Source organism: Streptomyces sp. A0592 (assembly GCF_004795115.1).
GTDB lineage: Bacteria > Actinomycetota > Actinomycetes > Streptomycetales > Streptomycetaceae > Streptomyces > Streptomyces erythrochromogenes.
The window spans coordinates 262937-281198 of sequence record NZ_SSBM01000003.1 but is presented as its reverse complement, the minus strand read 5'-3'; the positions used below and the strand labels follow the sequence as shown (position 1 = coordinate 281198).

Here is an 18262-nt window from a genome sequence, read left to right as displayed (position 1 = left end):
GACGCCGACAGGACGGTGGCAGGCTGGGCGACGTGACGACACCCGGTGAAGTCGAGCGGACATTGCGGGCGGAGCTGCGCGGGGAGGTGGATTTCGGTGCCGCGGCACGCGCCCTCGTGACCATGGACGCCTCCAACTACCGGCGCGTCCCCCTCGGCGTCGTCACCCCGCGCGACGCCGACGACGTCGCGGCCGCCCTGCACGTGTGCGCCGAGGCCGGCGTCCCCGTCGTCCCGCGGGGCGGCGGCACCTCCATCGCCGGACAGGCCACGGGCGTCGGCGTGGTCCTCGACCTCACCCGGCACATGAACGCCCTCCTGTCCGTCGACCCGGGCGCCCGCACCGCCGTCGTCCAGCCCGGCCTGGTCCTCGACCGGCTGCGGGACGCGGTGCGCCCCTACGGGCTGACCTTCGGCCCCGACCCCTCCACCCACTCCCGCTGCACCCTCGGCGGCATGATCGGCAACAACGCCTGCGGCGCCCACTCCGTGGCCTGGGGAACCACCGCCGACAACGTCACCGAACTCGCCGTCACCACCTACGCGGGCGCCGCCCACCGCATCGGCACCGGCTGGGACGGCGCCCCCGGAGGCCTGCGCGAACTCGTCGGCGCACACCTCGGGCTGCTGCGCACCGGCATGCCGCCCGCCTTCTCGCGAAGGATTTCCGGCTACGGCGGCCTCGACGCGCTGCTCCCCGAACGCGGGGTGCGGCTCGCGCAGGCCTTCTGCGGCGGCGAAGGCACCCTCGGTGTGGTCACCGAGGCCGTGGTGCGCCTGGTGGAGCTGCCGCCCGCGCCCGCCCTGGCCGTCCTCGGGTACGCGGACGAGAGCGCGGCGGCGGACGCTGCCGCCGGGCTGCTCCCGTACCGGCCCCTGACCGTCGAGGGCATGGCAGAGGACCTGCTCGGCGGGGCGGCGGCAGCCGGCGGCGGGGGAGACGGCGGCGGGGGAGCGGGCGGCGGGGGAGCGGGCGGCGGGGGAGCCGCGGGGCTGCCCCGCGGGCGGGCCTGGCTCTTCGTGGAGATGCCGGACGAGGGCGGGGCGCGGGCCGTCGCACGGGGCGCCGACGCACTCGACACCCTGGTCGTCACCGACCCGGCACGGCAGCGGGCCCTGTGGCGGATCCGCGAGGACGCCGCCGGCACCGCGACCAGGACCCCCGACGGGCGGATGGCCTGGCCGGGCTGGGAGGACTGCGCCGTCCCGCCGGCCCGGCTGGGCGCGTACCTGAGGGAGTTCCGGGCGCTGCTGGCCGCCCACGGCCTGCGCGGCACCCCGTACGGGCACTTCGGCGAGGGCTGCGTCCACGTACGCATCGACTTCGACCTCGCCTCCGCCGCCGGCGTGGCCCGCTTCCGCACCTTCTCCGAGGAACTGGCCGACCTCGTCGTCGCCCACGGCGGATCCCTCTCGGGCGAACACGGCGACGGGCAGGCACGGGCCGAACTCCTGCCGAAGATGTACGGCCCGGACATGATCCGGCTCTTCGGCGCATACAAGGACGTGTGGGACCCAGCGGGCGGGATGAACCCGGGGACGCTCGTCAGGCCCGCCCGGCTGGACGAGAACCTCCGCTTCGAGGTGCTCCCGGCCACCCCCTTCGCCCGGGAGGTCGCACGGTGCGTCGGCGTCGCCAAGTGCCGTACGACCGAGACGGGCGGCCCCGGCGTGATGTGCCCCTCCTACCGGGCCACCGGCGAGGAAAAGCACTCCACGCGCGGCCGCGCCCGGCTGCTGCACGAGATGCTCGCCGGGGAGATCGTCACCGGCGGCTGGCGCTCGCCGGAGGTCGCCGAGGCCCTCGACCTGTGCCTGGGGTGCAAGGGCTGCCGCAGCGACTGCCCGGTCGGCGTGGACATGGCCGCGTACAAGTCGGAGTTCCTGCACCACCACTGGGCCGGCCGGATCCGGCCGCTCGCCCACTACACGCTGGGCGGACTGCCCGGCTGGCTGCGCCTGATCGCCCGCCTGCGGGCGGCGGGCGCCGTCAACGCTGCTGCGCGCCACCTGCCGGTCCCGCTGCCTGGCCTGGCCCGGGAACGAGCCCTGCCACACCTCGCGAAGCGGCCGTTCACGCGGGACGCGGGGGTGGCCGGACGGGTGCCGGGGGCCGGGGCCGGAGCGGGGGCCGGGGTCGAGGCCGGATCCGGTTCCGCTTCCGGCTCCTCGTCCTCGTCCTCGTCCGCGTTCTCGTCCGCGTCCGGTGGGGCGTCCGGTGCCGCGCCCGGACCCGGCACCGCCGTGATCCTGTGGCCCGACACCTTCACGGAGTACCTGGCCCCCGAGGTCGGCCACGCCGCGCTCCTCGTCCTGCGGACGGCCGGCCTGGACGTCACCGTCCCCCGCGGCGGCGGCCGGATCTGCTGCGGCCTGACCTACCTCTCCACCGGCCGCCTCGACCGCGCCCGCAAGGTCCTGCGCCGCACCCTGGACACCCTCGGCGAGGTCCCCGGCCCCGTCACCGTCCTCGAACCGAGCTGCGCCGCCGCCCTGCGCACCGACCTGCCCGCCCTGCTCCCCGACGATCCCCGCGCGGCCCGCCTGGCGGCGGCCGTACGGACCGTCGCCGAGACCCTGGAGGAGTACGCGCCGGCCTGGCGGCCGCCCCGCCTCGACCGTCCGCTCGTCGGCCAGACCCACTGCCACCAGCACGCCGTCCTCGGCGACGCGGCGGACCGCCGGCTGCGCGAGCGCGCCGGACTCGTGGGCGAGCCCGCCGGAGGCTGCTGCGGCCTCGCCGGGAACTTCGGCTTCGAGCCCGGCCACCACGAGGTGTCGGTGGCCTGCGCCGAGGAACAGCTCCTGCCGTCGCTGCGCGCGGCCCCGCCGGGCGCGCTGGTCCAGGCGGACGGGTTCTCCTGCCGGACCCAGATCGCCCAGCTGGGCGGGGTCCGGGCCCGTCACCTCGTGGAACTCCTCGCGGAGGCACTGGCGGACGACACACGGCCGTAGCGAAGATGTAAGGCAAGAGAGGCGGCGACACTCCTTACCGGGGCTTAGGGTGGATGCATGCCCGCACCTACCGCGTCCCCGACGAGCACCCCCGCCGCCGCACTCCCCGCCGACCCCTCCGCCGAGGGGGCCCGGTCCCGCTTCGGCCCGGTCGCACTGGTGATCTCGGCGGGCATCTCGGTCCAGTTCGGGGCCGCCCTCGCAGTCATGATCATGCCGAGGGCCGGCGCGGCGGGCGTGGTCACCCTGCGCCTCGCGGCCGCCGCGATCGTGCTGCTGCTCCTGTGCCGGCCGAAGGTACGCGGGTACACGCGCTCCGACTGGGGCACGGTCGTCGCGTTCGGCGTGGCGATGGCCGGCATGAACGGCCTCTTCTACCAGGCCATCGACCGGATCCCGCTCGGCCCCGCGGTCACCCTGGAGGTCCTCGGGCCGCTCGCGCTGTCCGTCGTCGTCTCCCGCCGCCTGGTGAACTTCCTGTGGGCCGGGCTCGCCCTCGGCGGCGTGGCCCTGCTGTCCGGGCACGGCGGGGGCGGCCTCGGCTTCGGCTCCCTCGACCCGCTGGGCGCGGCCTTCGCGCTCGGGGCGGGCGCCATGTGGGCGGCGTACATCGTGTTCAGCGCGCGCACCGGCCGCCGCTTCCCGCAGGCGGACGGCCTGGCCCTCGCGATGGCCGCCGCAGCCGTCCTCTCGCTGCCGCTGGGCGTCTACGAAGCGGGCTCGGACCTGCTGGTCCCGAGCACCCTGGCCCTGGGCCTCGGCGTGGCCGTACTGTCGTCCGTACTGCCCTACACCCTCGAACTCCTCGCCCTGCGGCGGATGCCGGCCCCGACCTTCGCGATCCTGATGAGCCTGGAGCCGGCCATCGCAGCCACCGCGGGCTTCCTCGTCCTCAACCAGGCCATGTCGGCGCTGGACGCCCTGGCCATCGCCCTCGTCATCGCGGCCAGCATGGGCGCGGTCCGCTCCCAGATCAGAAAGCAGCCCGCCTGATGGATGTCGCCGCCTACCTGGACGCCGCCCCGGAAGCCCGCCGCCCGGCCCTCGCCCGCCTGCGCGAGCTGTGCGTGACGGAGCTCAAGGGCTTCGAGGAGCGCATCGCCTACGGGATGCCGGTGTACGTGCGGCCGGGCGGGACCGACGGGGAGATCGCCTGGGCGAACCAGAAGCAGTACATCTCCTTCTACCTGATGCGCACGGACGTACGGGACGCCTTCGCGGACCGCCTGGCAGCTCACGACATGGGCAAAGCCTGCCTCCGCTTCCGCAACCCCGCCAAGGTCGATTTCGACCTCGTCCGCGACCTCCTCCGCGCCACGTCCCAGGCGGGCCCGGGCCAGGCGTGCTGAGGGAACCCGCAGCAGCCGGCACCTGACCCCGACCGAGGCCGGAGGCGCGGCGGGTGGCGGCGGGGGAGCGGTGTTTCGCCGGGGCGGGATGGCTGATCGTGGGGCGGTGGTGCGGGGGCGGTGTTTCGGTGGGGCGGTATCAGGGTTGTGCTGGGGGTGTCCCGTCCGTCCTATCGTCTTCCGTGTCGGGCCGGTCCCTCAAGGGCGCTCCTTTGTCGCGTCGCTTCGCGATGTCGCTGCGCTCCACCCTTGACCGCCCGTCCCGCCCCGGAAAATCGAGGACAGCCGGGAAGCCCCCAGAAGAACGGGCCGGGGGAGAAGACACCATCGGGGCGTCGGAGAGGCCCGGGCAGAGCTCGCGCGCCCCGGATCGCTACGCGGTCCTGCCCGACGGCGTCCGCAGGCCTCTTGGGCTGGACATAGGCCGCCATCGATCGCTACACGCGTCTCCGAGACCGCGCCTGCAGGCCTCTTGGGCTGGACATAGGCCGCCTCAGATCGCTACGTGCTTCTCGATCACGCGACTGCAGACCGCCCAGAGCTGGCCATTAGCCTGCTGACCTGGGATGTCTTGGTCACTCTAAGCTTGGCGCATGAAGATCATCGTAAGGTCGGCTGTCGGGGCGGACCTGCCATCCCTGCTGACTCTCTACGGGGAGCTGAACCCTGACGACGCACCACTGCTTCAGGAGAAGGCCGATGTCATATGGGCGACCATCTCCAGTCAGCAGGGGCGGACCGTGCTGGTGGCGGACGCCGAAGGTGTCGTGGTCGGCACAGACTGCCTGGTCCTGCCGAACCTCACCCGTGGTGGCCGGGCGATCCTCTTCGTGGAAAACGTCGTGGTCGCCGAGGCGTTTCAGCGGCGAGGCGTCGGGCGTGAACTGATGGAGGCGGTCGTTCGGCTGGGAGCGTCCGCCGGTTGCTACAAGGTGCAGTTGCTGGCAGCCGACGACGAATACGTCCACAGTTTCTACGAGTCGTGCGGCTTCCAGACCCGAGCGGAAGGGTTTCGCCGCTACATCAGCGACATGACGCAGGCGATCTGACCCCTGCCGTGGGAGGGAAACCGTCAGATGACGGCTGAGGCGATGCCCATCCAGGTCTGGGCGGGCAGGGACCCCAAAGGGGCTTCCATTTGCACCAATTGCCCTTGTTTGGGTGTGTGGTTGTGACCTTGCTTTGGTCTTGATGGGGGTTGGCATCGGCTGGGCCGATGGATGGGCTCTCCGTCCCTCGAATCTGCCCCTCTCAGCCCCGAACGAGGGGCGGACGCCGTCTCGGAGAAGCGCCTGGTGAGCGATGGCGGCTTATGCCCAGCCCAAGAGGCCCGCGGACGCCGTCTCGGAGACGCGTGTAGCGATCGATGGCGGCTTATACCCAGCCCAAGAGGCCCGCGGACGCCGTCTCGGAGACGCGTGTAGCGATCGATGGCGGCTTATGCCCAGCCCAAGAGGCCCGCGGACGCCGTCTCGGAGACGCGTGTAGCGATCGATGGCGGCTTATGCCCAGCCCAAGAGGCCCGCGGACGCCGTCTCGGAGACGCGTGTAGCGATCGATGGCGGCCTATGTCCAGCCCAAGAGGCCTGCGGACGCCGTCGGGCAGGACCGCGTAGCGATCCGGGGCGCGCGAGCTCTGCCCGGGCCTCTCCGACGCCCCGAAGGTGTCTTCTCCCCCGGCCCGTTCTTCTGGGGGCTTCCCGGCTGTCCTCGATTTTCCGGGGCGGGACGGGCGGTCAAGGGTGGCCGAAGGCCATCGCGAAGCGACGCGACGAAGGAGCGCCCTTGAGGGACCGGCACGACACGGAAGACGATAGGACGGACGGGAAACCCCCAGCGCAACTCTGATACCGCCCCACCGAAACACCGCTCGCACGCCACCACCCCGCACCTCCCACCCCCGCCCCGCAGAAAGTCCGCAACCGGAGCCGCCTCCCGTGCGTCATCCCTGGAGCGTGCGCCCGCCCGGACGGCCGCGGGGGACCGGCTGGGCGGGCGTACGGCATCAGCCGAGGGGGAGGTCCAGGTACGACGGGGTGGCCTCCGGGGAGGTGAAGGCCAGCGTCGCGCGGGGCAGGTTGGCGTCGGCGTAGAACGGGTCCCGGGCGTCGATCACCAGCATCAGGCGGTGCCCGCGCTGCACGTCGTACGCCGTGGCCTGGAGCTCGATGTCCGCGCTGATCAGGCTGTCGGGCGGCGAGTCGAGGTCGCTGTACGGGGCGTGCGTGACGAGGTGGGCCGAGCCGTCCGGGGCCGTGTCGAAGAGGTACGCGACGAAGGTGGAGCCCGGGTTCGCCGCGCGGTAGGTCACGCGGAGCCGGGGCGTGCCGCGCAGCCGGACCGTCTCCGCTGCCGGTTCGGCCGTCCAGACGGCGGCGACGGTGCGGTCGATGTCCTCGGTCAGGTAGATCTTCGGGCGGCCGGCCATCTCCGCGTACCCGGACTCGACGACCTTGTCGGCGACGGTCGCCGGGGTGTCCATCCCGCACAGCACGGTCGCCGTCCAGCCGGCCTCCGCCTCCGGGCCGAGCTCGCCGCCGTCGGCGAGGTAGAGGCGTTGCAGGTGCTCGGTGACGGAGGGCCAGGTGGGGCGGGGTTCGAGGGTTTTGCTCCACATGACCTCGCCGATGAACTGCCCCTCGTCCCCGATGCCGTTGTCGATGTCCTTGAGGTGGTGGTCGAACCAGCGGTGGGCGTCCGTCCAGATCCGGTTCGGCAGGCCGAGGACGCCCGACATCTCGGGGCCCGAGTGGTCGCCGATGGACAGCGCGATGCGTTTGGGTCCGGTCAGTTCGTTGAACATCCGCAGCGTCTGGTTCGCGGGGAAGAGCGTCTCGTGCCACGCGTGCGAGAAGAAGACGGGCACCTGGCGGCGGTTGAGTTCCTTGATGTGGGTGAAGGGCGAGCGGACCTCGGCCCAGCGCAGGGTGCCACGGACGTCGCTGCCGGTCAGGACGTTGTCGAAGACGCTCTGCGTCTGCGGGCTCAACCGGGCCTTTGCGGCGGCCTTGAGCAGGGCCCGCACCGCCGCGACATGGCGGGTGGAGTTCTCGTAGAAGGCCTCGCCGAGGTCGCCCCAGGTGCTGAGCGCGACCACGGCGTCGACGCGGGTGTCGTGGGCGGCGACCAGTTGGCTGATGCCGGAGCCGTACGAGTCCCCGAGGAAGCCGACCTTCGTCACGGGGCCGGTGCTGCGCTCGATCAGGTGGTCCAGGGCGCGGCTGCCGTCGGCGACGTCGAGCGGGCCGGCCACGTCGACCTGGCCCTCGGATCCGGCGAAGCCGCGGGCGGAGTAGGCGATGACGTTGTACCCGCGGGCCGCGAACAGGGTGGCCTGGACGGCGTACGCGAGCCAGCCCAGGCCGGTCCAGGGCGAGGGCATGACGATCATCGGGCGCGGCTGCGCCCCGGTGTGCCGCCAGAGCGCCGCGTCGAGGAGGTCGCCATCGGCTCCGGTGACCTTGCCGCGGGTGAAGACGGCGAGGGCGCGCGCCTCGGCGACCTCGGCGGCGCGGGCGGGCGGCAGGCCGGTGACGTCGCCGCTCTCCAGGGCGGAGACGAAGGCGCCGAGGGCGGTCGCGTCGAGTTCGGGATAGAGGGAGAAAGGGGGTCGGGCGGCTGGGGTCACGTCGGTTCATCCTCTGCGTCGAGTGATACGAACGTGGGCGCCCGCCCGGGCCCGGAGCGGAGCGTTCAGTATCGGCGGGACATCCGGTGACGTTTCGCGAGTTTCCGGCTTACGGCCTGAATCGCTTTCCGCGGTCCCCGGTGCGGTCGGGCTGCGAGACCTGCGGCCGGTGCGGATGTGGATCAACTGCCGGTGGATTCGGGTGGTTTGGTGCGGGTGGCGGGAAGGTGCCACCCCGTTCGACGCCCGTCGAGAAAATCATGCAAGCGTGCTTGATTGTTTTCTTGGGTGCTGCCAGTCTTCCCCTCACGCCGAGAAGGGGAGCGCACCGTGCCCGATCCGTCCGCCGTCGACGACGCCGTCGCCGTCTTCACCGATCTGCGCGAGGAGGGGCGTGAACTCGACGCCCTCGTCGAGGGGTTGCCCGCCCCGGACTGGGCCCGGCCCACTCCCGCACCCGGCTGGACCGTCGCCCACCAGATCGCCCACCTGCACTGGACCGACCGGGCCTCGCTGCTCTCCCTCACCGACGCCACGGGCTTCGGCGCCATGGTCGAGGAGGCGCTGAAAGCCCCCGAATCCTTCGTCGACGACGGCGCGCGCGAGGGCGCGGCGCTGCCGCCCGCCGAACTGCTCACCCGCTGGCGGGACACCCGCGACGCGCTCGCGCAGGCCCTGGCCGCGGCCTCGCCCGACACCCGTTTCCCCTGGTACGGGCCGCCGATGAAGGCCGCCTCGATGGCCAGCGCCCGCCTCATGGAGACCTGGGCGCACGGCCAGGACGTCGCCGACGCCCTCGGAGTGCGCCGCACCCCGACCGCACGGCTGCGGCACGTGGCGCGCATCGGCGTACGGGCCCGCGACTACGCCTACGCCGTACGCGGACTGCCGGCCCCCGAAGCGGAGTTCCGGGTGGAGCTGACCGCGCCCGACGGCGCGGAGGTCTGGGCGTACGGGCCGCCACAGGCCCCGCAGCGGATCACCGGTCCCGCCCTCGACTTCTGCCTACTGGCCACCCAGCGCGCCCACCGCGCCGACCTGGGCCTGACCGCGACCGGCCCCGACGCGGACCGCTGGCTGGACATCGCCCAGGCCTTCGCCGGCCCGGCCGGCACGGGACGGGAGCCGGGCACGGGACGGGAGCCGGGCGCCGGACGGGAGCCGGGCGCCGGACCGGACCGGGGGGCCGGGCGATGAGCCGGCGGCCGCTGCGCATCGGCAACGCGTCCGGCTTCTACGGCGACCGCTTCAGCGCCCTGAACGAGATGCTCACCGGCGGCCCGCTCGACGTACTGACCGGGGACTACCTGGCCGAGCTGACCATGCTCATCCTGGGCCGGGACCGCCTGAAGAACCCGGACCTCGGCTACGCCAAGACCTTCCTGCGCCAGCTGGAGGAGGGGCTCGGGCTCGCACACGAGCGGGGCGTACGGATCGTCACGAACGCGGGCGGCCTGCACCCGGCCGGACTCGCCGACGCGGTACGGGCGCTGGCCGCCAAGGTGGGCGTGCCCGTCTCCGTGGCCCACGTCGAGGGCGACGACCTCACCTCGCGCGAGGACGGCGCCCTGACGGCCAATGCCTACCTCGGCGGCGCCGGGATCACCGCCTGCCTGCGGGCCGGCGCGGACGTGGTCGTCACCGGCCGGGTCACGGACGCGGCACTGGTCAGCGGCCCGGCCGCCTGGTGGTTCGACTGGGCGCCGGAGGACCACGACCGGCTGGCGGGGGCGGTGGTCGCGGGCCACGTCCTGGAATGCGGCACGCAGGCCACCGGCGGCAACTACTCCTTCTTCACCGCCCACGACGTCCGGCGCCCCGGCTTCCCGCTCGCGGAGATCTCCGCGGACGGCTCGGCGGTCATCACCAAGCACCCCGGCACCGGCGGGGCCGTCACCACCGGCACCGTCACCGCCCAACTCCTCTACGAGACCCAGGGCGTCCGCTACCTGGGCCCGGACGTGACCGCCCGCCTGGACACCGTCCGGCTGACCGACGACGGCGCCGACCGCGTGCGCATCACGGGAGTGCGCGGGGAGCGCCCGCCGGACTCCCTCAAGGTGGGCGTGACCCGGATCGGCGGCTGGCGCAACGAGGTGGTCTTCGTCCTGACCGGCCTGGACATCGAGGCGAAGGCCGAACTGGTCCGGTCCCAGCTCGCCGAGACCCTGGAGGGCGTCGCCGACGCCGCCTGGACCCTGGCCCGCACCGACCACGCGGACGCCGACACGGAGGAGACTGCGAGCGCCCTGCTGCGCCTGGTGGTCCGCGACCCGTCCCCGGACCGGGTGGGCCGCACCCTGACCTCGAAGGCCGTCGAGCTGGCCCTCGGCAGCTACCCGGGCTTCCACGTCTGCGCCCCACCCGGCCCGGCCCAGCCCTACGGGGTCTTCTCCTCGGCCTTCGTCCCCGCGGACGAGGTCCCGCACACCGCGGTCCTCCCGGACGGCACCCGCGTACCGATGCCCGCCCCGGGAGGCGCAGCCCCGGCGGCGGAGCCGCCCTCCGCCCCGCAGACGGAACCCGGCGTGCCCCGAGTCCCAGCGGCGGAGCCCGAGGGGACCGTGCGCGCCCCCCTCGGGGCGCTGGCCGGGGCCCGCAGCGGAGACAAGGGCGGCGACGCCAACGTCGGCGTCTGGGTCCGCTCCGGCCCCGCCTGGGCCTGGCTGCGCGACACCCTGACCGTCGACCGGTTCCAGGCCCTGCTCCCCGAGACCCGCGGCCTCGCCGTGCAGCGGCACGAACTCCCCGACCTCCGCGCCCTGAACTTCACCGTCACCGGGATCCTCGGCGACGGAGTCGCCTCCGGCCACCGCTTCGACCCCCAGGCCAAGGCCCTCGGCGAATGGCTGCGCGCCCGCCACCTCGACATCCCCGCCCACCTGCTCCCGCCCCCGGAGGGGACCGGCCCATGACCCGCCTGCGCACCACCGTCGACCCCCAAGCCCCCGAGCACACCAGGGCCCGTACGGCCGCACTGGAGCGCCTCGACGCCCTCGACGCCGAGCACGCCAAGGCCCTGGAGGGCGGCGGGGACAAGTACACGGCCCGGCACAAGAAGCGCGGCAAGCTCCTGGCGCGCGAGCGCGTCGAGCTGCTCCTCGACCCCGACACCCCGTTCCTGGAGCTGTCGCCGCTCGCCGCCTGGGGCAGCGACTACCCCGTCGGCGCCTCCATGGTCACCGGCATCGGCACGGTCGAGGGCGTCGAGTGCCTGGTCACCGCCAACGACCCCACCGTCCGCGGTGGCGCCAGCAACCCGTGGACGCTGAAGAAGGCGCTGCGGGCCAACGAGATCGCCCGGCAGAACCGCCTCCCCGTCATCAGCCTCGTGGAGTCCGGCGGCGCCGACCTGCCCTCCCAGAAGGAGATCTTCATCCCGGGCGGTGCGATCTTCCGCGACCTCACCCGGCTCTCCGCCGAGGGCGTCCCGACCGTCGCCGTCGTCTTCGGCAACTCCACCGCCGGAGGCGCGTACGTCCCCGGAATGTCCGACCACACCGTCATGATCAAGGACCGGTCCAAGGTGTTCCTCGGCGGCCCGCCCCTGGTCAAGATGGCCACCGGGGAGGAGAGCGACGACGAGTCCCTCGGCGGGGCCGACATGCACGCCCGCACCTCCGGACTCGCCGACCACTACGCCCTCGACGAGTACGACGCGATCCGCCAGGCCCGCCGCATCGTGGCCCGCCTGAACCACCGCAAGCCCCACCAGGACCCGCCGAAGGCCGAGGAGCCCCTCTACGACCCGGAGGAACTCCTCGGGATCGTCCCGCCGGACCTGAAGACCCCCTTCGACCCCCGCGAGGTCATCGCCCGCATCGTCGACGCCTCCGACTTCGACGAGTTCAAGCCGCTCTACGGCACCAGCCTCGTCACCGGCTGGGCCACCCTCCACGGCTACCCGGTCGGCATCCTCGCCAACGCCCAGGGCGTGCTGTTCAGCGCCGAGTCCCAGAAGGCCGCGCAGTTCATCCAGCTCGCCAACCAGCGCGACATCCCGCTCCTCTTCCTCCACAACACCACCGGCTACATGGTCGGCAAGGAGTACGAGCAGGGCGGCATCGTCAAACACGGCTCGATGATGATCAACGCTGTCTCCAACTCGAAGGTCCCGCACCTGTCCGTGCTCATCGGCGCCAGCTACGGCGCCGGCCACTACGGCATGTGCGGCCGCGCCTACGAACCCCGGTTCCTCTTCGCCTGGCCCAGTGCCAAGTCCGCCGTCATGGGCCCCCAGCAGCTCGCAGGGGTCCTCTCCATCGTGTCCCGGCAGTCCGCCGCCGCCAAGGGACTCCCGTACGACGAGGAGCAGGACGCCGGGATGCGCGCCTTCGTGGAGGCGCAGATCGAGTCCGAGTCCCTCCCGATGTTCCTGTCCGGGCGGCTGTACGACGACGGCGTCATCGACCCGCGCGACACCCGTACCGTCCTCGGCCTGTGCCTGTCGGCCGTCCACAACGCCCCTGTCGAGGGCGCCCGTGGCGGCTTCGGCGTCTTCCGGATGTGAGCCCGCACATGACCCAGCAGCCCATCACCTCCCTCCTCGTCGCCAACCGGGGCGAGATCGCCGTACGGATCTTCCGCACCGCCCGCGACCTGGGCCTGGCCACCGTCGCCGTCCACTCCGACCCGGACGCCGACGCCCTGCACGTCCGCGCCGCCGACGCGGCCGTACGGCTGCCGGGCGCGGCCCCCGCCGACACCTACCTGCGCGGCGACCTGGTCATCAAGGCCGCGCTCGCCGCCGGAGCCGACGCCGTCCACCCCGGCTACGGCTTCCTCTCCGAGAACGCCGACTTCGCCCGCCAGGTCCAGGACTCCGGCCTGACCTGGATCGGCCCGCCCCCCGAGGCCATCGAGGCCATGGCCTCCAAGACCCGGGCCAAGGAACTCATGCGCGCCGCCGGTGTCCCGCTCCTCGACCCCGTCGACCCGGCCACCGCCACCCCCGCCGAACTGCCGCTCCTGCTCAAGGCGGCCGCCGGCGGAGGCGGCCGGGGCATGCGCGTGGTCCGCGACCTGGACGCCCTCAAGGAGGCCCTCCACGCCGCGTCCGCCGAAGCGGCCTCCGCGTTCGGCGACGGCGAGGTCTTCGCCGAGCCCTACGTGGAGCGCGGCCGCCACGTCGAAGTGCAGATCCTCGCCGACGCCCACGGCACCGTCTGGGCCCTCGGCACCCGCGACTGCTCCCTCCAGCGCCGTCACCAGAAGGTCATCGAGGAGGCCCCCGCTCCCGGCCTGCCGGCCACCCTGCGCGAGAGCCTCCACGCCGCCGCCGTCGCCGCGGCCCGCGCCGTCTCCTACCGGGGAGCGGGCACCGTCGAGTTCCTCGTCACCGCCGACGGGCGGCCCTACTTCCTGGAGATGAACACCCGCCTCCAGGTCGAACACCCCGTCACCGAAGCCGTCTTCGGCCTCGACCTCGTCGCCCTCCAACTGCGCGTCGCCGAGGGCGGGGCCCTGCCCCCGGCACCCCCCGAGCCCAGCGGCCATGCCGTCGAGGCCCGCCTCTACGCCGAGGACCCCGCCCAGGACTGGCGCCCCCAGACCGGCGTCCTGCACACCCTCGACATCCCCGGCACGGTCCGCGTCGACACCGGCTTCACCGACGGCGACACCGTCGGCATCCACTACGACCCCATGCTCGCCAAGGTCGTCGCCCACGCCCCCACCCGCGCCGAAGCCGTACGCGCCCTCGCGCACGCCCTCGCCGGAGCCCGCATCCACGGGCTCACCACCAACCGCGCCCTCCTCGTCGGCTCCCTGCGCCACCCGGAGTTCAGGGCCGCACAGCTCGACACCGGCTTCTACGAGCGCCACCTCGCCGCCCTCACCGGGACGACCCCGGACGCCGGCACCGCCGCCCTCGCCGCCGCCCTCGCCGCCGCCCTCGCCGACGCCGCCCCCGCCCCGGACGCCCCCCTCGCCGCCCGCCTGGGCGGCTGGCGCAACCTCCGCTCCCAGCCACAGACCCGCCGCTACACCGCCGCCGGCGCCGAGTACGAGGTCCAGTACCACCCCGTCGACCACCCCGGCGTCCGCGTCCTGTCGGCCGCGCGGCACCTCGTCACCCTCGAAGTCGACGGCATCCGCCGGATGTTCCACGTGAAACGAAATTCGAACAGCACCGAGGTCTACGTCGACTCCCCGCTCGGAGCCCACACCCTCACCCCCGTACCGCGGTTTCCGGACCCCCAGGACCGCACCGAACCGGGTTCCCTGCTCGCCCCCATGCCCGGCACCGTCGTCCGCGTCGCCGAAGGCCTCGCCCCCGGCAGCCCCGTCACCGCCGGGCAGCCCCTGCTCTGGCTGGAGGCCATGAAGATGGAGCACCGCATCCTCGCTCCGGCCTCCGGCACGCTCACCGCGCTCCACGCCGTCACCGGCCAACAGGTCGAGTACGGCGCCCTGCTCGCCGTAGTCCAGGAGGAACCGCAGTCATGAGCTCCACCATCGAGTCCGCCGAACACAAGGCCCTGCGCACCGCCGTCGCCGCCCTCGGGCAGCGCTACGGCCGCGAGTACCTCGCCCGCGTCGCCCGCGAGGGCGGCCACCCCGACGAACTGTGGGCCGACGCCGCGAAGCTCGGCTACCTCGGCGTCAACCTCCCCGAGGAGTACGGCGGCGGAGGCGGCGGCATCGCCGAACTGGCCATCGTCCTCGAAGAACTCGGGGCGGCGGGCTGCCCCCTGCTGATGATGGTCGTCTCGCCCGCCATCTGCGGCACGGTCATCGCCCGCTTCGGCACGGACGACCAGAAGCGGACCTGGCTCCCCGGCCTCGCCGACGGCAGCCGCACCATGGCCTTCGGCATCACCGAACCCGACGCCGGATCCAACTCCCACCGCATCACCACCACGGCCCGCCGCGACGGCGACGACTGGATCCTCACCGGCCGCAAGGTCTTCATCTCCGGCGTCGACATCGCCGACGCCACCCTCATCGTCGGCCGCACCGAGGACGCCCGCACGGGCCGCCTCAAGCCCTGCCTGTTCATCGTCCCGCGCGACACCCCGGGCTTCGGCCGCTCGGTCATAGACATGGAACTCCAGGCGGCGGAGAAGCAGTTCGAACTGACCCTGGACGAGGTCCGGCTGCCCTCCTCCGCCCTGGTCGGCGACGAGGACGCGGGCCTCCTCCAGCTCTTCGCGGGCCTCAACCCCGAACGCATCATGACCGCGGCCTTCGCCATCGGCATGGGCCGCTACGCCCTCGCCCGCGCCATCGAGTACGCGAAGACCCGCCAGGTGTGGAAGGAGCCGATCGGAGCCCACCAGGCCGTGGCCCACCCGCTGGCCCAGGCCCACATCGAACTGGAACTGGCCCGCCTCATGACCCAGAAGGCGGCCGCGCTGTACGACGCGGGCGACGACATGGGCGCGGGCGAGGCCGCGAACATGGCGAAGTACGCGGCGGGCGAGGCCTGCGTCCGAGCGGTGGACCAGTCTGTCCACACCCTCGGCGGCAACGGCCTCACCCGCGAATACGGCCTGGGCTCCCTCATCACCGCCTCCCGCGTGGCCCGCATCGCCCCGGTCAGCCGCGAGATGATCCTCAACTTCATCTCCCACCAAACCCTGGGCCTCCCCAAGTCCTACTAGCCCCAACGGCGCCCTTGCGGGGTGCTCGGCGGGGTGGGGGCTGGTTTCGGCTCGGCGGGGTCGGTTCGGTCGGGGTGTGGGGCCGCCGCCGGGGTGTCTCCTCGGCCCTTCCCTTGCGGGGTGCTCGGCGGGGTGGGGGCTGGTTTCGGCTCGGCGGGATCGGTTCGGTCGGGGTGTGGGGCCGCCGCCGGGGTGTCTCCTCGGCCCTTCCCTTGCGGGGTGCTCGGCGGGGTGGGGGCTGGTTTCGGCTCGGCGGGATCGGTTCGGTCGGGGTGTGGGGCCGCCGCCGGGGTGTCTCCTCGGCCCTTCCCTTGCGGGGTGCTCGGCGGGGTGGGGGCTGGTTTCGGCTCGGCGGGATCGGTTCGGTCGGGGTGCGGGGCCGCCGCCGGGGTGTCTCCTCGGCTCGGCGCGTGCGGGGATGTCTCGGCTGTGGCCCGGGGGTTGCGCGCTCGTCCTGCGGGGACACCCCGCCACGTCCCCACCCCCCTCGGCCGGGCCGTGCCAGGGGCTTCCCGGGTACTTGCCGGAGCGCTGCCGTGGGGTGGGGACACGCAGGAGGGTCCCCGCAGGACGAGCGCGCAACCCAGGCCGAACGGCAGAACCGCGGCCGCCTGGCGCGAGCCGAGGAGATCCTCGTGCGGGGCACCGCCCCACCCCCCGACACCGCCCCCCCGACACCGCCAAGCCCCCCCCCGACACCGCCAAGCCCCCCCGACACCGCCGAGCCCCGCGCAGCGACCCCGCAGCGACCCCGCAGCCGCGACCCGGATACCGCCGAGCCCCCCGCAGGGGACACCGCATAGCCTCCCCCCGGAGGACCCCGTACCACCCCGCCCACCGCTCCGGAGGAGCCATGGCCACACCCGTCCACGCCACAACGGCGGCCGGAGTCACCACCCTCACCCTCGACTCCCCGGCCAACCGCAACGCGCTCTCCGCCGAACTCGTCGCCGCACTCCGCGCCGCCCTCGCCGCGGCCGCCGCGGATCCGGCCGTGCGCGCCGTCGTGCTCACGCACACCGGCTCCACCTTCTGCTCCGGTGCCGACCTCAAGTCCCCGTCCGCCCCGGCCGACTTCGTGGCGCTGCTCCGCGAGATCGCCGAGCTGCCCCGGCCCGTCGTCGCCCGCGTCACCGGCCATGTCCGGGCCGGCGGCCTCGGCCTGCTCGGCGTCTGCGACATCGCCGCCGCCGGCCCGCAGTCCTCGTACGCCTTCACGGAGACGCACCTGGGCGTGGTCCCGGCCGTCATCTCCGCCCCGCTCCTGCCCCGCCTCGACCCGCGCGCGGCAGCCCGCTACTTCCTGACCGCCGAGGCGTTCGACGCCGCCGAGGCGGTACGGATCGGCCTGCTCACCCTGCACGGGGAGGACGTCGACGAGACCCTGGCCCCCGTCCTCGCGGGCCTGCGCAAGGCCGGCCCGCAGGCGCTCGCCGCGACCAAGCGACTCGTCACCGCACCCGTGCGCGCGGCCCTCGCGCAGGACGGCGCTGCCCTCACCGAACTGTCCGCGCACCACTTCGGCTCCGCCGAGGCCCGCGAGGGCATCACCGCCCGCTTCGAGCGCCGGGACCCGTCATGGGCACGGTGACCGGCGGCGCCACCGGCCCGACGGGCGCCACAGCCACCGCTGCCACCGCCACCGGCCCCAAGCAGGCGCGCAGTCGCGTCACCCGCCGCCACCTCCTGGAGGCGGCCGTGTCCTGCCTGGCCGAGCACGGCTGGGCCGGCTCCACCGTCTCCGTCGTCGCCGAACGCGCCGGCGTCTCCCGCGGAGCCGCCCAGCACCACTTCCCGACCCGGGAGGACCTGTTCACCGCCGCAGTCGAGTACGTCGCCGAGGAACGCTCCACCGCCCTGCGCGACCTCTTCCACGCCGGCCCGGCCGCCCGCCCGGCCGTCGTGGAGGCGCTGGTGGACCTGTACACGGGAGCCCTCTTCCGGGCGGCGCTCCAGTTGTGGGTCGCCGCCTCCAACGAGGAGCAGCTGCGCCCGCGGGTCACCGAGCTGGAGGCCAGGGTCGGCCGCGAGACCCACCGCATCGCCGTAGAGCTGCTGGGCGCCGACGAGTCCGTACCGGGCGTACGGGAGACCGTGCAGGGCCTCCTCGACATGGCCCGCGGCCTGGGGCTGGCGAACGTCCTGACCGACGACGCGGCCCGCCGGGCCCGTGTCGTGGCCCAGTGGTCGCGCATCCTCGACGCCTCTCTCGGCTGAGCCCGCCCGCTCAGCCGAATGCGGACACGGACGCCAGCACGATCGCGAGGGACACCCCCATGAGCCCCAACAGGTCGTAGTTGCGCCAGGGGGCCCGCCGGGCGGCGAGCGCGGTCTCGGCCCGGGACGGGTCCCGCGGGTCGTACAGCACCTCGACCGTGTCCCCCTCACGGGTCCCGGCCGGGCAGTCGCCCTCGCACGCCAGGTGGGTGCGGGTGCGTCCGTCGGGCGTCGGGTAGCGCAGCGTGAGCCGGGCCGAACCGCCCTGTGCGGGCCGCTGTACGGCGGAGCAGCGGGCCCGTACGGCGACCCCGCGCCGACGCAGCACCAGGCGGCGCCGCAGCGCGAGCACGGCGAACAGCAGCGCGCCGAGGCCGAGGACGAGGTAGGGGATCTTGTGCACGGGTGCTCCGGCGGGCGGCGGGCGGCGGACGGCAAGGGTTCGGGGGAGAACGCGGCGAGGGCGCCGCGCCCCGGTGGAGTCCGGGACGCGGCGCCCCCGCGGCGGGC

Annotated in this window: 13 protein-coding genes; 11 read left to right on the top strand and 2 right to left on the bottom strand. The window is 73.9% G+C overall.

Annotated features, from left to right (window positions below):
• The first annotated feature begins 32 nt into the window (after positions 1 to 32).
• The 4 genes from E6U81_RS06635 (at position 33) to E6U81_RS06620 (ending at position 5352) form a co-directional block, all read left to right on the top strand.
• Entirely contained in the window at positions 33 to 2954 is a 2922-nt protein-coding gene (locus E6U81_RS06635; protein WP_240803683.1) for an FAD-binding and (Fe-S)-binding domain-containing protein, read from the top strand.
• A 57-nt stretch (positions 2955 to 3011) separates the two neighbouring features.
• Entirely contained in the window at positions 3012 to 3947 is a 936-nt protein-coding gene (locus E6U81_RS06630; RefSeq protein ID WP_136229138.1) for an EamA family transporter, read from the top strand.
• Positions 3947 to 4303 carry a DUF1801 domain-containing protein gene (locus E6U81_RS06625; RefSeq protein ID WP_136229137.1) on the top strand — a complete coding sequence of 119 codons (357 nt, stop codon included), beginning with the start codon at positions 3947 to 3949 and terminating at the stop codon, positions 4301 to 4303. Before E6U81_RS06630 ends, E6U81_RS06625 begins: the two co-directional genes overlap by 1 nt.
• A 593-nt stretch (positions 4304 to 4896) precedes the next feature.
• Positions 4897 to 5352 (top strand): GNAT family N-acetyltransferase, encoded by a 456-nt coding sequence (locus E6U81_RS06620; RefSeq protein ID WP_136229136.1) that lies wholly within the window; start codon positions 4897 to 4899, stop codon positions 5350 to 5352.
• 956 nt (positions 5353 to 6308) lie between these two features.
• On the opposite strand, the gene E6U81_RS06610 is transcribed toward E6U81_RS06620, so the two are convergent.
• On the bottom strand, positions 6309 to 7931 hold the full coding sequence (locus E6U81_RS06610; protein WP_136229135.1) for a CocE/NonD family hydrolase: 1623 nt from the start codon (positions 7929 to 7931) through the stop codon (positions 6309 to 6311).
• 330 nt (positions 7932 to 8261) lie between these two features.
• Between E6U81_RS06610 and E6U81_RS06605 the strand changes: the two genes are divergently transcribed.
• The 7 genes from E6U81_RS06605 to E6U81_RS06575 all read left to right on the top strand — a co-directional run bounded on the left by E6U81_RS06605 (position 8262) and on the right by E6U81_RS06575 (position 17752).
• Positions 8262 to 9128 (top strand): TIGR03084 family metal-binding protein, encoded by an 867-nt coding sequence (locus E6U81_RS06605; protein ID WP_136229134.1) that lies wholly within the window; start codon positions 8262 to 8264, stop codon positions 9126 to 9128.
• Positions 9125 to 10846 carry an acyclic terpene utilization AtuA family protein gene (locus E6U81_RS06600; RefSeq protein ID WP_136229133.1) on the top strand — a complete coding sequence of 574 codons (1722 nt, stop codon included), beginning with the start codon at positions 9125 to 9127 and terminating at the stop codon, positions 10844 to 10846. Before E6U81_RS06605 ends, E6U81_RS06600 begins: the two co-directional genes overlap by 4 nt.
• Entirely contained in the window at positions 10843 to 12441 is a 1599-nt protein-coding gene (locus E6U81_RS06595) for a carboxyl transferase domain-containing protein (RefSeq protein ID WP_136229132.1), read from the top strand. Before E6U81_RS06600 ends, E6U81_RS06595 begins: the two co-directional genes overlap by 4 nt.
• Before the next feature lie 8 nt (positions 12442 to 12449).
• Entirely contained in the window at positions 12450 to 14378 is a 1929-nt protein-coding gene (locus E6U81_RS06590; RefSeq protein WP_136229131.1) for a biotin carboxylase N-terminal domain-containing protein, read from the top strand.
• Positions 14375 to 15535: an acyl-CoA dehydrogenase gene (locus tag E6U81_RS06585; RefSeq protein ID WP_136229130.1), complete on the top strand. Its 1161-nt coding sequence runs from the start codon at positions 14375 to 14377 to the stop codon at positions 15533 to 15535. Before E6U81_RS06590 ends, E6U81_RS06585 begins: the two co-directional genes overlap by 4 nt.
• Before the next feature lie 853 nt (positions 15536 to 16388).
• Positions 16389 to 17126, top strand: coding sequence for an enoyl-CoA hydratase family protein (locus E6U81_RS06580; protein WP_136229129.1), 738 nt, complete (start codon positions 16389 to 16391; stop codon positions 17124 to 17126).
• Positions 17114 to 17752, top strand: a complete 639-nt coding sequence (locus E6U81_RS06575) for a TetR/AcrR family transcriptional regulator (RefSeq protein ID WP_240803682.1) — start codon at positions 17114 to 17116, stop codon at positions 17750 to 17752. Before E6U81_RS06580 ends, E6U81_RS06575 begins: the two co-directional genes overlap by 13 nt.
• A 10-nt stretch (positions 17753 to 17762) precedes the next feature.
• On the opposite strand, the gene E6U81_RS06570 is transcribed toward E6U81_RS06575, so the two are convergent.
• Positions 17763 to 18155, bottom strand: coding sequence for a DUF3592 domain-containing protein (locus E6U81_RS06570; RefSeq protein ID WP_136229128.1), 393 nt, complete (start codon positions 18153 to 18155; stop codon positions 17763 to 17765).
• Positions 18156 to 18262: the final 107 nt, after the last annotated feature.